The organism is Enterobacter sp. KBR-315C3_2022 (genome assembly GCF_041399425.1).
Taxonomy (GTDB): domain Bacteria; phylum Pseudomonadota; class Gammaproteobacteria; order Enterobacterales; family Enterobacteriaceae; genus Enterobacter.
Window position 1 is genome coordinate 20951 of sequence record NZ_JBGKEB010000024.1, and the last position, 15494, is coordinate 36444.

Consider the following 15494-nt stretch of genomic DNA (forward strand, 5'->3'; position numbering starts at 1 on the left):
ATGTATCGTGCTCTAGTTTGTTGATTTATCTGCTAAATTTGCATTTTATGACGACGTGGGTAATTTGATGCGGATTAAAAATCAAAATCAGTTAAAAAAGATGAAATAAAGCATATCAATGGTTTTTAATGCTTAAAATAACAACATAATTGGATTTAAATGCTGAGATTGTGAGGTTTTACTGATTTGAGAATATATCTTTTCCTAAAGAAGTTGAGAATTTTCGTATTTTTGTTTGTTGTTATGTAACTTAATTCAAATAATAATTTTTTCGCGCAGCGGTTATTGCTCGCATCTAATGGAGCTCCTGGCATATCCCTAATAATGTCAGGCAGCGAGTTTGTTCTTAGGAGAAGAAAAAATGAAAAAATTATTACTGGTTGCCTCTCTGGCTTCTGTATTTGCTACGGCCAATGCGCTGGCGGACGTCACCGCTTCGGCAACCGCATCATGGGATGCGACCGCGACGAAAGACACGACCAGCATGCTGGTGGTTACCCCTCTGAACTCTCTGACGTTCCAGTACGCCGAAGGCCTGAATGGCTTTAACGCGCAGGACGGGGCGTTTGACGTCACGATCCAGGGCCAGGACAGCGCAACGGATTTCGAACTGACCGCGCAGGTTATTAGCAGCACGCTGACCAATGCCAGCGGCGATGCCTCAACGCTGGGCGTTGGCGTGGCGTGGAACGGCAAAGCCCTGTCAAACGCTTCTGAAACCGTCCTCGTGAACGGTGCGTCAACCTCCGGCCTCGAAAGCCTGATGGCCGACGGCGCGTACAACGGCACGGAGCGCGTTAGCGATCAGTCCAGCTTCAAGTTCACCATTGCCTCCGCCACGTCTGACGGCACGACGGCCGTAACGGACTACTCCTCGCTGCCGGACGGCTACTGGACGGGCGACGTGAAGGTACAGTTCAACGCAACCTGGACTACCCCAACGGCGTAACGCATCAGAATTCGGGGGAGATCTCCCCCGAGTTTTCAGAGGAAATGTCATGAAGAGATATTTGCCAATAACCTTTTTGGCAGGGATGGTGCTGTCCTTTTCGTGCCTGGCAATAAACGTGGGCGATATTACGTCGATAATGACTTCGGAGCAGAGTTCATTATCGAAAGAAATTACCAATACCACCGATGCTGCCCGCTACGTCAGCGTCTCGGTAAAACAGCTTTCTTCACCGCTGCCCGATGGCGTGGAAATTAAACCCAATAATGCGGGCGAGATTTTGCTGACGCCGGCCAACCTGATTCTGCCCGGCCAGGCGAAAGACGTATTTCGCTTTTTCTATAAAGGCCCGGCCGATGACAGGGAGCGCTATTACCGCCTGCAGTGGATCGACGAGCCGGTGAGCGAAACCGGCGTAACGCATGCCAGCAAGGCCGCCGTTGCGACGGCTTCCGCCGAAATCGGCACGCTGCTGGTCGTCGCGCCGCGAAAAGAGCGCTTCGACTACGCCCGACGTGATGACGTCATTGAAAATAAAGGAAACGTATCGTTTCGCGTTATCGCCTACGGTGCCTGTAAAGACCCCTCTCAAGACCGCGGAAAAGGCTGTCGCGAGCGGTATTACGTTATGCCGGGGACGAAAATTAAGCTTCAGCGTACGGACGTGAAGAATAAAAACTCACATGTCGGCATCTGGCATGGCAAACAGTTTATTTCCGCCAGGTAATAAGCGAAGACGTTATCAGGTCGGGATTAAAATAGCGAAGCGTAAGGATACATATGTCATTTAACTCTCTGGCAGGGAGAGGCGTTATTCTCTCTTTGACGTTAATACCTGGGTACCTGAATGCCGCGCCTGTTAAAATTGGTCAATTCGTTATTCCCGGTGCCTTTGCGCAATCCCTGGAGCAGGGGATGAGCGTTCCTGTTTATATTCGATATCAGAAAACAGATGAAAAAAGCCAGCAGAAGATAGCGGATGCGGTTATTTCACTGGATAACGGGAATATTATCGTCAGGTCTATTACGCTGGTTGATCTGCCGGATAACGCCGTGCTGTCGGATAAAACGCGCGCGATGGTTGATAAAATGCGCGACGTAAAGTTTCGTGATAACACCTCGATCGTCCTGACGCCCGAGGCCAGCCTGACGCTCAACGTTTCATCGTTTCATCTGGAAATGATCGTCAGCAAGGATGCGCTGACGGAGGCAATCGTGGCGCGAAGCTCCCTGCTCGGGCCTTCCAGCGTTAACGGCCTCTCCAACGTGCTGAATTATAATTTTGGCTCGTATTACAACGATTATAAAAACGGCAGCAGCTCACGCAGCTATTTAACCGTCGATAATATGACGGCGCTCCGCGAGCACCATTTTAATATTAACGGCTCGCTTTATGGCATTGGCAACAGCAATAGCACCGGCAAACTTTATCGGGCGATGTACGAGCGCGACGTCGGTGGCTACCGCGTAGCGCTGGGGATGCTCGATACCTGGAACGTTCAGTCTATTGCCAGCCTTAACGCGCTTAACGGCGGAAAAATCTACGGCGTAAGCTACGGCAATAAAGGCAGCACGGTTATCGAGAATACGTCGCTGGCGCTCACCCCGATTAAGGTATTTCTGCCCGCGGCAGGTGAAGTGCACGTTTTCCGTGAAGGGCGGCTGCTCAGCGTCCAAAACTTCAATATGGGCAGCTATGAAATTGATACCAGCAAATTCCCCTACGGCGTGTACGACGTCAGGGTCGATATTGTGGTGAATGGCCGCACGGTCAACACCCTCGTAAGCCGGGTCAATAAAATCTTCTCGAGGCGCCAGCAGGCGGGGGCGGGTTCATTCTCGTGGCAGGTTTTTGGCGGATCGCTGGACTACGACCGCATTAGCTACCGGCGTCATCAATACCGCGACGAGGGCAGCGAGCAGACGTGGATTGCCGGGGGCGCAGCGTCCGCTACCCTGGCGGTGCTGTCCGGGCTCAACGTGAAATCGACGCTTTACGGTTTCGACGCGAACGCCGTCAACGAAACGGACGTGACGCTCAGCGTTAACGAGCACGTGAGCGTGGGCGCCCAGACAATGGTGGCAAACGACGGCACGTGGCGAAACGTGAGCAATATTACGCTCTCATCGCCGGGGGGATTCGGATCGCTGTGGGCGTCCCGCGAGGATAGCCATATCGGATCGCGTTTGCCGGTGCAGGAGCGCGATAACGACTCGGTGGGCGCGACGCTCAACCTGAGCAAATTTGTGCCCCACGGCGGTTCGCTTACCGTGAGCCAGACCGTGAACCGCTATTCCGGCAACAAATACCGCAATCTCGACTACAGCACGACGCTCTATTCCGGTCGTTATGCCACGGTGGGGTTGCGCGCGGGGCTACAGCGCTATTACTACAACAACGTCAACGATGACGGACGCCAGGAGCGCTATGTCAGCCTGGATTTCTCCCTCCCGCTGGCGTCGTGGATGAGCCTGGGCGTTTCGAGGGATCGTTACGGCAGCACGCAGGGGAATATCAGCGCCCGCAAGCAGTTCGCAGAGGGGGCGGTCAGGTCGGTGGGGCTTTCTGCATCAACGCGCCTGAGCGGTGAGCAGTATGGCGACAATCGCTACTCCGTCAACGGCAACCTGGGGTATGACACGAAATACAACGCCGGCACCGTTTCGGTGACCCGCGCCGGGGATGCCTCTACCAACATGAACTATTCCTCGCAGGGCTCGGTCGCGTGGGCGGGCGGAGAGTTTGGCCTGAGTAAAGAAAGGGAGCGTTCGGGGATAATCATTAAAACCGATAGCGTGGGCGACGGAAAGCTGGCGGCGAAAATCAACAATCAACACTACGTGTTGAGCGGCAGCTCGAGCTTTATCGCCCTGCCGCCGTATGCCCAGTACAAGCTGGAAATAATGAACGATAAAAATTCGGAAGACAGCTTTGATATCGTTTCCGGGCGTAAAGATACGCTTAACCTGTATCCCGGCAACGTCGGCATCGTGTCGCCCGATATAAAAAGCATGGTGACGGTATTTGGCCGCATCCGCTATCCGGACGGCAATATCGCGGCGAACGTCGATATTCATAACCACATAGGAAAAACGCGTACCGACGATAAGGGCGAGTTCGCCATTGATATCGATAAAAAATTCCCCGTGATCACCCTCGTTTCACGCAGTGGAAACATTTGCGAAGCCGATTTGGATCTCAACAAGGCGCGCGGTGCCGCGTGGGTGGGGGATATCCAGTGCAACGCTCAGGAATCGCTGGCCCAAAGGTAAGGATAAAATAATGAAGTTACTTCCTGGATTGCTTATTGCCTGCGCCACGCTGTCGCTCTCGGGCCCGGCGCTGGCCCTCACGGCGTCGACGCAGGCGGCGGTGAGCAACACGTTTTTGTTTATCGAGAATAACGTCGATAATGAATTTTTCATCACGCCCTCGTCGCTCGATCCGCGCATCAGCGGCGCGAACGCGTGGGTGAAATATGGTTCTGACCAGGACAGCCTGGGCTATATGGGCATCGTCGGCTGGGTTGCCAACACGAATTACTATAAGGATATGTGGATTGAAAACTCGCCAATAAGCGAGCCGTTCCGCGGGATCCGCTGCACAACGGGCGCTAACTGCCCATCGTCAGGCTATATATCCGCTGATTTAACCGACCGGCTCGGTTTCTATCATACAAAAGCGACGGGCGGGGGCATTGGCGGAGGCTATTACGGCTTCGCGTCCCTGAGCGACTCGGCCTATGACTATTTCCGCAATATGTCCGTAGGGGCCACTGAAACCTATAACCTCAACTTTTGCCGCACGACGGTTGAATATGATTATGCCGCCGGTGCGCGCTGCAAGGATCAAAGCAGCGGCAACTGGTACATTCGGCCCTATTCGCTGACCAAGGTGGGGCATTTATCGCTTGAATCGACCAACGCGTTCCAGGAGCTGTGGATCGCCAGCGACGGTACGCCAAGCATCGCCAAAGACAGCGGCTTCTGCGAGCTGGGCGTGGTGGGCAACGTCGACGGCGTGATCTGCAAAATGATTTCGTATCATTTTAGCCAGTCCAGCAACCTGACAAATTCGCTGCGTATTCGCATGTACGCCGACAGCGCGCTGCTGGGCTTTTCTCCGGCGGCGGCAACGATTAAATATTCCGGCGACGGGCAAAACTGGACCAACTACAGCAGCACGGCGATTTACAGCAACCTCTTCAGCAGCGGCGGAGAGTATATCTATGTCTTTCTCTCAAAGACGTTTTTAAAGAATATGGTCGATGCTGGCGTGAGTATTTCGAACACGCAGCCCTTTACGTTTGCATTCACCAATAGCGTGACGCCGGAGTCGGGCTACTATCAGTTTTCACCGTCGCTGCAGCTGAATATCGTGCCGAAAGAGTATGGGATAAGCATATTAACGTCGGACAACACCACCTCAGCCAGCGGCAGCGGCGCGATTGGCGACGAAACGCCCATTGAAATGGATTATGTCATTACGATATCCGGCCCGCGCCAGGCGGACAGCATTACGGCGCAGGTTATCGGCGACAGCACGACGATCAATTCTGTTCCTTACTGCCTGTTTACGTCCGGGCAGGACGGCATAAATGTGCCCATTCCGGCGTATCTGCGCTACAGCGACAGTTCGGGCGGCACCGTGCAGGTGCGCAACAGCTGCGGCGAAGACGCCATCAGCCTCAACAATGCGCAATGGCAGCAGGCTCCGTGGGACGCAAACAACACGGACGACGGCAGCTTCTTCACGACAAACCTGACGCTGCTGTTTCCTATGAACGACTCGCGTTCCATGCTCACGGTCTCCGGCAGCGACTGGGAAGGCGTGGTCAGCGCAAGCGGCGAGCTGCGGGTGACGGCAAACTGGGCGGGAGTCACGCAATGAGCCGCGGGCGCGCAGCGATGGTTTATACGGCGCTCCTGCTGGCGGCGCTGTTTTTACCCCGCGCGAACGCCATTTATCTGGACTCCACCATCTATGAAATGGCGTCCGACGCGTCGTTTATCAGTAAGCGAATCGTGAACGACGGCAGCAAACAGAATCTGTACGGTATTGCAGCCGTAAAAATAGACCGGCCGGGAGCGGGAGGCGAACATCGTGAACGTATCGCAAACGGAGAGCTTCTCTTTGCCCCGCTGAGCTTTTCGCTATCCCCGGGAGGAGGGGAGTTTTTCAAAATTTTCTATCGCGGACCGCAGGACGATAAGGAGCGCTACTACAGGATCCTGTTTAAGGAGATGCCTATGCTGCTGTTTCCCGAGCAACGCGGCGGGAAAAAAAGCGAGGCGGTACCGGTCGTTGCCATGGAAACCATACTGGTGGTTCGTCCCAGAAAAATCAGGTTTGGCTATTCGCTGGACGAGAGTCGGGGAGTGGTAAAAAATACCGGGAATACATTTTTTAAGCTCATTGTGCACAAAGGCTGCCACTCGCCAGACGATGAGGCAAAGATGATTTATCTGCTGCCCGGCGAAAAATTTGAAAGCGCAAGTTTGAAGGAAAAAAATAAAAAATTTATTGTTGCCATGAAGAAATATATACCCCTGGGCAATGCCTGTTTTAATGCTCAAAACAGCATCAAATGAAAAGAATATTATATTGCTAACTCTTTTCAATAAAATTACTCTGGATCGGGTGATGATATCCTCAAGGGAATATAAGAGCCTATTCAGATGAAATGTGTGATTAATGAACGGATCGTATATGATTTCAACAATAGAACGTTGAGTTTATATTCTAATAAGGTAACGTTACCCGCGGCAACGGCAAGATTGCTCGCATTATTTATTGTGCATAATGGTCAGCAGGTTAATCGTGAGCCTATTATTGAGGAGGTATGGGGAAAGCATGGTATGGCCCCCTCTGGACACAGTCTCAATAAAAATATCAGCATTTTACGTAAAGCCTTTTCTGAACTTGGTGAATTAAATTTAATAGAAACCATTCCTCGGGAGGGATTTGTTTTTCGGGCCAGCATCAGGATCCAGGATTCTGATTCCGTTGAAAACGCGCCGTTGACGTCATCGGATAAACGTGGAGGGATTCACTACAGAAAAAAGTCCGTTATTTTTCTCTGGCTAGCCGTCGGCGTGTTCGTGCTGGTTGCCTTAGGACTTTTGATCTCTGGGTTATTAAAAAATGACGATATTGCCTTAGTTCGGAAAATGGGGGGCTGTAAAATATTCACCACCCGTGATAATCCTCCTGAGAAAATTGCCCATTTCCTGCTGACGGACAAATGGCAGAAGATCCGCTCCGTCTGTTCAGGAAAGCAGCGGGTTATCGTTTTTTATGATGACAACAGCCTTTCAGGCGATAACAGGCTGAAAGAACATTTTCTAAGCGTGTGTCCGGTGGATAAAAAAGGTATGGCGTATGCGTGCGAAAATTACGTTTATTAGCCTGAGCGTGCTGCTTATGCTTATTGTTTCGCTGGCTCTGTTTATTCACGCTTACCCCAGCGCGCTGGTGTGTACTGGCAGATATCACCTCGCTTTAGGCACGCAGCAGGATGGGATCGCTATTAGCGGAGAGGTTTTGCAGGTTTTTCGCATCGCTTCGACGTCAGAAGGCTTTGTTTCACAGGTGGGCGTGATAACAGTGAATGAGAAAGGCTATTCGGTAAACCGAACGACAAGCCTACAGTTTGTCGGTAAGGACAGCGATGGTTATCTTCGCACGCTGCGTATGGGGATCGTTAAGAATGAGAATGACGATCTCCCGGATGCCATCACGGATATTCTGATGTCTAAGCAAACGCTATTTTTTTATAAAATCATGCCGATATCAGGGAACATTTATGGAATAAGAGATCTGCGCCGCACGATTGCCGTTTGCAGGGCCGATCGGCCTGCGGGCCTGCAACGGTTCACCAGGATTTTTTCGCCTGCCATCTCGACGTGGTGAACATAAGTATCGATTAAATGCAGAATTTATTTATTTTATGCTGTCTTATTGTGAATGTGAGGACGTTTATGTGTACTGGCTCCTGACTGCGTTTTCTCCTGTCCGGATTCTTAAAAGGATTTTACTATGCCCATAATGCGAAAAAGCACACGTTCAGGAGGTCGCCCACCGATATTTCGACTTTAAACTTCTCGCTGCGCCTGGCGCGTAGCGTCCATAAGCCGTTCCATATGAAATACAAATTCAAAGGCGCTTTTTAACGAGCGAGAGGATCACGTTGTATAAATAACGGTGTGGTAATTATTATGAATGCGAAAAAGATATTTCTCCTAAGCTATGATATTTATCTTTTCTCAGGGATTAAATCATTCATACCTAATCTGGTACTGGTGGATGCAAATACGTTTGTTCTGGACGCGAGCTTATTAACGCCTCGGTTCAGCTCGTGCCTGCTGATTGTGGATACGCGCGTGCCTGTTCTTTGGGCGAATAAATGGCTGCAGCGAAACAGCAGTCAGTTCAGCAATTTTAAATGCGTCGCGTTAACGATGAGTGAAAGTCGGTGTATTAATCGAGGCTACGAATCCGTCGAATCGATAAGCGGCGATTTAACCATTAAGAGTATTATCCGCTTTTTGCAAAGCAGGGCGCTGAAGCCGATGGTCAACAGCGTGGCGCAGGGTGAGGACGCAATGACGTTTCAGCTTACCGATTTTGAAGAGGAATTATTCAGAGTTTCCTTTAATAAGGAGGCTCTGGACGATTTCTGCATCGCCAACTCGCTGAGCAAAAAGGCGCTGTATCGCTACAGGGAAAAAATTACCCATCGCCTGGGGCTGAGCCATTTTAACGAAAGCATCCTTTTTGTTTGCCGGAATAATTTGCTTGGCTTCTCCATGCCTGGAAAAGAGCACGTCCAAACGCCGACGGTGGAAAATAACGGGTCTGGAAGTCCTGAGGCCCAGCGGTTGAGCCTGGCATTAAAAAATGACGAAATCATTCCCTGGTATCAGCCTATCGTTAACGATCGGGGGGAAGTGCGCGGCGTGGAAATACTCGCACGCTGGCCAATGGGCCATAATTACGCGATCTCGCAGCGCGAATTTATTCCTCTCGCGGAGCGAAGCGGATTAATGAGCGAGCTCACCAGCTACCTGATGAACAAAGTGGCTGAGGATCTTAACCATTGCCGCGGGTGGGGGGATAAATCGCTTTATGTCGCGTTTAACGTCAGCCCGGCGCATTTAAGCAATCCGGTATTTTATTGGGAATGCCTCCATTTCCTCGAGCTTACGGCCTCGCTGCCGGTTACGCTGATGATCGAAATTACGGAAAACCAAACGCTCCAGGTTAATCTTGCCCTGAAAGAGCTCATGCGCTCTTTACGCAACAGAGGCGTACTGTTTGCGCTTGATGACTTTGGTACGGGCTATGCCAATTTATGCTATCTGAATGAACTCGATTTGGACGTTATTAAGATTGATAAGGTCTTTATCAATACCATTAAGCACGAGGATCAGGCGCTGCCGATGCTGGAGTCGATCATTAATCTGGCGAAACTGCTGGGGCTGGGCATCGTGGCGGAAGGCGTGGAGCGTAAATCGCAGCACCAGTGGCTTAGCGATCGCGAGGTCGACCTGCTGCAGGGGTATTATTATTTGCCGCCGGTCAGCTTTTACGACTTCGCTGACTATGCCCAGCTTGAACACGCCTCCGGCCCTGGTGCAGAAAAGGCCTGGCGCTACGGTGAGGAAAGCGTGAGGCTCACCGCCCCTTAGGGGAGAGCCTCTCGGGTGAACGGGGCCGGTCAGGCGCCAAACACCACCTGCGCCCAGCGCGCCAGCCCTGCGGTTACCGAGCCAAAGTCATCGCCACCGGCAATGGGAATGCCGGGCAGCTGTTCCGCCAGCGCTTTTTTGATGAGCGGCGAGCGGGCGCTGCCGCCGGTCAGGTAAATCACGTCCGGCTTCTCGTTGCCGTTTTCGAGCGCCAGCTGCACCTGCTCCAGAATCCGCTGCAGCGGCTGGGCAAGCGCCGCCTCAAGCCCTTCCTGAGAAATCGCCGTGGCGAGGTTGTCGCTGATGAACGGCAGGGACACCGCGTGATCCGGGCGATCGGAAAGCGCGATTTTGCTCTCTTCCGCGGTCCGCACCACGCGGTAGCTCAGGCGCTGACGCCATACCTTATACAGCAGGGCGACTTTATCCGCGTCCTGCGCGTCGCGCACCAGGTCGTTGAGGAAGCGGCCGTTGGCGGTGCTGTAAAAATCGCTCTGCGCCGGCACGTCGTTGATGGCGATGGCGTTCCACCACGGCAGGATCGGCAGGGCGATGCCTTTTTCAGTTTGCCCGCCCATGCCGAGCAGCGGCATCAGGCTTTTGAACGCCAGGGCGATATCCAGATCGTTACCGCCGACGCGGCAGCCGCTGTGGCCGAGAAGGCTGTTTTCGCGGTCGCGACGGGCGTGCCACTGCGGCCCCATCAGCAGCAGCGAGCAGTCCGTGGTTCCGCCCCCGATGTCGACGACCAGCACGCGCTTCTCGTCCGTCAGCGTGGCCTCGAAGTCCAGACCCGCCGCGACCGGCTCGTACTGGAACACCACGTCGCGAAAGCCCGCGCGGTGCGCCGCACGCTCAAGGATGCCCTGCGCCTGCTGGTTCGCCTCGTCGCCGCCCAGCCCCTGGAAGTTAATTGGCCGACCAATCACCGCCTGGTCAATCGCCTCCGTCACCTGGCTCTGCGCCTGGTTGCGGATGTGCAGCATCATGGCGCAGACCAGATCCTCAAACATCGCTACCTGCTGCGGCTTCAGGCCGCTGGCCCCGAGGAAGGATTTCGGTGATTTAACGAAGTACACCTCTTCCGGATCGTCAATGTACTGCCCGAGCGAGGAGAGGCCGAACTGCACGCTGGACGGCGTGACCTCGATGTCCTCATCGCGGTTAAAGCTGACCGCCCGGCGCAGCAGCGCCTGCGTTTCCGCCGCGGTGGCCGGAACCTGATGATGGCGATACAGCCATTCGCTGACCGCTTCACGCGTTGGCGCGCAGAGCATTGAGGGCAGCAGCGTGCTCTCTTTCTCCATTTTCAGGAGCTGAGGCTGGCCGTTTTGCATAATCGCCACCGAGCAGTTCGCGGTGCCGTAGTCGAATCCAATAAACACGTTATATCCCCATGCCGGTGAGAAGGGGCGAGACTTTAGCGAAATGTCCGCCTGGCGACAACAGGAATATGAAAGCAAGGCGAAACGGAGGCTTTCCGTTTAGACTCAGGAAAACCTGAAAGGAGCGACGATGTATACCCTGACCTGGCAACCCCCTTATGACTGGCAATGGATGTTTAGCTTTCTTGGCGCGCGCGCGGTGTCCGGCGTAGAAACCGTCACCGAAACGTACTACGAGCGCAGCTTCACCTGCGAGGGGCATCAGGGAATATTTCGCGTCACGCCGGACGAGCAATCCCAAACGCTTGCGGTGACGCTCAGCCCGGGCCTGACGCCGGTTGCGGCGATCTGCCTCGAGCGCATCGGTCGGCTTTTCGATCTGGCCTGCGATCCAGATGCGATCCGCTCGGCGCTGGGGGAACTCGGTGCCGCGCGCCCCGGCCTGCGGCTGCCCGGCGCGATGGACGCCTACGAGCAGGGCGTGCGGGCGATCCTCGGTCAGCTGGTGAGCGTGGCGATGGCGGCGAAGCTGGCGACGCGCGTGGTTGCGCTGTGCGGGGAGCCGGTAAAGGACGCGCCGGGATACCGCTGCTTCCCAACGCCGCAGGCGCTGGCCGCGGCCGATCCGCTGGCGGTAAAGGCCCTCGGCATGCCGCTAAAGCGCGCGGAGTCGCTGATTCATCTGGCCCGGTCGGTAGTCGACGGCGAGTTTCCGCTATCGCCGCCCGAGGACGTTGAGGCCGGCATGAAGGCGCTGCAGCAGCGGCCGGGCATTGGCCGCTGGACCGCGAACTATCTCGCCCTGCGCGGCTGGCAGGCGAAAGACGTTTTTCTTCCGGACGATTATCTGATCAAGCAGCGCTTTGACGGCATGACGCCCGCGCAAATCCGCCGCTACGCCGAGCGCTGGCGGCCCTGGCGCTCGTACGCGCTGCTGCACATCTGGTATACCGAGGGCTGGAAGCCCTAGTTAATCGCGAAGTAGCTGGTGTTCAGCAGAAGCTCCAGCGGTTGTGGTTCTGAGAGGGTGTCGCCGTAAATGTAGTCGATGCCAATACCGGAAAGCGTATCCATCATGATCGGCTGATTGCACGGCCCGGCCAGCGTTTTCATCCCCAGCCGCTGGGCGTGACCCTGAATGATGGTCACCATCATTTCGTCCATCAGGTTTCCGTGGACGTGCGTCACGATGTCCGGATCGAGCATCAGGTAATCGGCCACGTTGGCGCTCAGGTGGTTGAAAATGTCCATATCCCCCCCGACATGGCTCAGCACCACGCGGCAGCCCGCGTAGCGGAGCTTGTGCAGCCCCTGTTCAATTTTGGGGTTATCCGAGCGAACGACGTTAACGGGGATGACCAGGTGCAGCAGCCGTCCCGGCAGCGGCCCGTTTTGCAGCAGCTCAAGCAGCTCATCGACCAGCGTGGCGCTGGACAAGCCCGCCTCCGACAGCGGCAGCGCGACGCCGAGCCCCTTCGTGGCGACCTGTGCGGCAAAGGTGCGGAAAAATTCGCCGAACAGACGCCTGTCGAGCGCGTGCAGCAGCTCCCGCTCGGTCAGCCCGGCGCGGAAAGCCTGTTCTTCCTGCATCTCGCCCTGGCTGGTCCACAGGCGCAGCGAAATCAGCCAGAAGCTGCAGGTTTCCGGAATGCGCGGAGAGGCGACGCTGCGGGCCATCATCACCAGCGGGTTGTCTTTGATCATGTGCCACTGTTCGTCCAGCGACATCACATTGCGCTCGCTGTGGGCGCGTTCCTGCTGCGGGGTGTAGACCGTCACCACGCCGCGTCCGTTATTCTTGGAGGCGTAGCAGGCAATGTCCGCCTGCGACATCACTTCCGCCGCCTGGCAGTTGGCATCGTCCACGATCGTTATCCCGGCGCTGGCGCCGATACGGTGCAGGCGGCCTTCCCACATAAAGTGGTAATTGTTGATCGACTGAATCAGGCGACCCGCAATATAGCGCGCGCTTTCAACGTTGCAGTCCGGCAGCAGCAGGCCAAACTCATCGCCCCCCAGGCGTGCCAGCACGTCGCTTGAGCGCAGCATGGTCAGCATGAGTGAGGAGAGCTCGCGAAGCAGGGCGTCGCCCGCCGCGTGCCCCGCGGTGTCGTTGACGGCCTTAAAGCGATCGAGATCGATAAAGACCAGCGCGTGGCGCTGGTGCGTCTCCTGCACGGTTTGCAGCAGGCGCTTGAGGTGCGTTTCGAAACTGACGCGGTTCGCCAGGCGGGTGAGGGCGTCGTGGGATGCGCTGTAGCTGAGCTGGCGCAGCATTTTGCGCGACTCGGTGACGTCCTGAATGACCAGCACCGACCCGATGTTGTGCCCGTCCAGGGTGCTCAGCGGGGTAATGCTGTAGTGAATGTCGAAGCTGCCCCCGTGGCGGCAGTTAAGCACCAGATCCTGTTCCATATTCGCGCGCGACATATCGCCGCTGTGGATGTTCTCCATGACCGGGCCTTTCACCCCAAAGGTGATGTGCAGCACCTTGAGGAGGGGCTGGCCGATGGCTTCGTCCTGCGGCCAGCCGCTCATTTTTTCCGCCACCGGGTTCATAAAGGTGACGTTCATGTCGATATCCGTACACAGCACCGCTTCGCCGATGGAGTCGAGGGTAATATGCAGACGCTCTTTTTCCTGGAACAGCGCTTCGTTGAGCTGCTTCACCTCGGTCATGTCCATATTGATGCCGAGCAGGCGCTCCACGTCGCCGTCTTTGCTCAACACCCGGTTCGCCAGCGAGCGGATATGGCGTACGCCCTCTTTGACGCGAATGCGAAACTCAAGCTTAAACGGCTGCCTCGCCGTCAGCGAGTCGCGAATAACCCGCTCGGCGTGCTCGCGATCTTCCGGCACGACGGCATCGTGCCACAGCTGCCACGTCGGCTTGATGTGCGGCGGAATGTCGTACAGCTCAAACATCCGCTTGTCCCAGCTGATAACGTCCGGCGCTAAGTCCCACTCCCAGATGCCGATGCCGCCCGCCTCGTTGGCAAGCGTAATACGCTCCATCAGCCGCTTGTTGACCCATTCCGTCTGCTTGAGATCGTTGATGTCTTCGATCTGGGCGATAAAGTAGAGCGGCGAGCCGTCCGCGTGGCGGACCAGGGAGACGGCCAGCAGCGCCCACACCACTTCTCCGCTGCGGGTGTAGTAGCGTTTTTCCATGGTATAGGTGTTGATATCGCCGTTAACCAACTGCTCGAGCTGGTCCAGATCCGTGTTGAGATCCTCCGGACAGGTCAGCTGCTGGAACGTGAGCGACTGCAGCTCCGACTGGCTGTAGCCGAGGAATTGACACAGCGCTTTGTTCGCCTGCAGCCACTGGCCTTCCGTTCCCACCAGCGCCATCCCGATGGCGGAATATTCCATCGCGTTGCGAAAGCGCTCTTCGCTCTCGGTGATGTGTTTGCGCTCGGCGCGGAAGGCGTACATCACCATGGTCATGACGTTTGCCGGAAGCAGCATCATCAAAAACGGCAGCCACGGCGCGTTAAGCATCGCGCTGGGGTGCTGCGATGTCAGGAGGTTGGGGGCGTGCGCCATCATCAGCGAAACCATCATGACCGTCATCAGAAAGATCAGGAAGGCTTCCATGCGCGGCAAGCGCACCGCGCTCCACATCAGCAGAACGATAATGCAGGTAAACGGCCAAGGCAGCCACAGAATGGACACCCAGCTCAGCGCCAGGGTGATCGCCATGGTTGCCAGCGTCTCCAGCAGCAGCTGGGGATTGCGGTGGCGCTGCAGGTAGTGCGGCTTGAACAGCAGCCCTAACGGCACCAGCGCCAGCGCGCCGACGGACTCTGACAGGACCCAGACGAGAAAGTGGCGCAGGGGTTCGTCGCTTGGCACCAGCAGGTGAACCATTATGCCGCCCGCGACTGGCGGCACGATGGCGCTGCCGACGGCCAGCCGCACCCAGTCGTTAAGGTTTTGCAGCGGGTTATACCACGGGAGGAGCCTGCGCAGCAGCAGCGCGCCGATGCAGGCCTCGATGACGTTAATGACCGTGTAGATGAGGCTTATCGATTCCCACGAAAAGAGCATCCACGAGGCAAGCACGTTGCCAAAGGAGCAGGCCAGGGCAATGCCGGGCCACATTTTGCCGGCGTGACGGTAAAACGCCACCATCATAATGGACGTGGGGAACCACAGCGGCGCCAGAAGGGTGCCGAAGCGGGAGAGTTCGAGCGAGAAAAGGGTAAAAATGAAGGTGACCAGACCCAGACAGACAAGTCGCAGTAAAGGATGTGAGGAGGTAACCAAAACCCGCTGGTGTTGTTTATTCATTACCGCGTTATCCAGGGACGTCATGCCGTCAGGAACGAAATCCGGACGCGTGAAAGTGAGATTGGGGTTTATGCTAGTACAAACAATTTACAATTCCTATGCCGACTGCTCATAATTTGACATCATAGACTTATTAAAGAGTTACTCTGCTAAAAATTCATCCTCGCTGCTGA

At 55.3% G+C, this 15494-nt stretch carries 11 protein-coding genes; 9 read left to right on the forward strand and 2 right to left on the reverse strand.

Translation table 11 applies throughout. From position 1 onward, the window contains the following. Positions 1–361 precede the first annotated feature (361 nt). From AB8804_RS19590 to AB8804_RS19625, 8 genes are all read left to right on the forward strand, one after another. A complete protein-coding gene (locus AB8804_RS19590) occupies positions 362–949 on the forward strand; it encodes a common pilus major fimbrillin subunit EcpA (RefSeq protein WP_371189418.1) in 588 nt (195 codons plus the stop codon). Positions 950–998: 49 nt separating this feature from the next. Further along, positions 999–1676 (forward strand): hypothetical protein, encoded by a 678-nt coding sequence (locus AB8804_RS19595; RefSeq protein WP_371189422.1) that lies wholly within the window; start codon positions 999–1001, stop codon positions 1674–1676. A gap of 53 nt (positions 1677–1729) precedes the next feature. Continuing rightward, on the forward strand, positions 1730–4222 hold the full coding sequence (locus AB8804_RS19600) for a TcfC E-set like domain-containing protein (protein WP_371189425.1): 2493 nt from the start codon (positions 1730–1732) through the stop codon (positions 4220–4222). A gap of 10 nt (positions 4223–4232) precedes the next feature. Continuing rightward, complete coding sequence (locus AB8804_RS19605) at positions 4233–5840, forward strand: fimbrial protein (protein ID WP_371189430.1); 1608 nt, start codon at positions 4233–4235, stop codon at positions 5838–5840. Then, positions 5837–6541, forward strand: coding sequence for a molecular chaperone (locus AB8804_RS19610; RefSeq protein WP_371189434.1), 705 nt, complete (start codon positions 5837–5839; stop codon positions 6539–6541). Before AB8804_RS19605 ends, AB8804_RS19610 begins: the two co-directional genes overlap by 4 nt. Before the next feature lie 87 nt (positions 6542–6628). Beyond that, complete coding sequence (locus AB8804_RS19615) at positions 6629–7357, forward strand: transcriptional regulator (RefSeq protein ID WP_371189438.1); 729 nt, start codon at positions 6629–6631, stop codon at positions 7355–7357. Continuing rightward, positions 7332–7862 (forward strand): hypothetical protein, encoded by a 531-nt coding sequence (locus AB8804_RS19620; protein WP_371189442.1) that lies wholly within the window; start codon positions 7332–7334, stop codon positions 7860–7862. The genes AB8804_RS19615 and AB8804_RS19620 overlap by 26 nt, the downstream gene beginning before the upstream one ends. 305 nt (positions 7863–8167) lie before the next feature. Further along, positions 8168–9640 (forward strand): EAL domain-containing protein, encoded by a 1473-nt coding sequence (locus tag AB8804_RS19625; protein ID WP_371189446.1) that lies wholly within the window; start codon positions 8168–8170, stop codon positions 9638–9640. A gap of 29 nt (positions 9641–9669) precedes the next feature. Here AB8804_RS19625 and yegD read toward each other — a convergent pair whose 3' ends face one another. Then, entirely contained in the window at positions 9670–11025 is a 1356-nt protein-coding gene (yegD, locus tag AB8804_RS19630) for a molecular chaperone (RefSeq protein ID WP_371189450.1), read from the reverse strand. 130 nt (positions 11026–11155) lie between these two features. Between yegD and alkA the strand changes: the two genes are divergently transcribed. Continuing rightward, complete coding sequence (alkA, locus tag AB8804_RS19635; RefSeq protein ID WP_371189455.1) at positions 11156–11995, forward strand: DNA-3-methyladenine glycosylase 2; 840 nt, start codon at positions 11156–11158, stop codon at positions 11993–11995. Here alkA and AB8804_RS19640 read toward each other — a convergent pair. Then, a complete protein-coding gene (locus AB8804_RS19640; protein ID WP_371189458.1) occupies positions 11992–15321 on the reverse strand; it encodes a diguanylate cyclase in 3330 nt (1109 codons plus the stop codon). The two genes, alkA and AB8804_RS19640, sit on opposite strands and share 4 nt — an antisense overlap. Positions 15322–15494 lie beyond the last annotated feature (173 nt).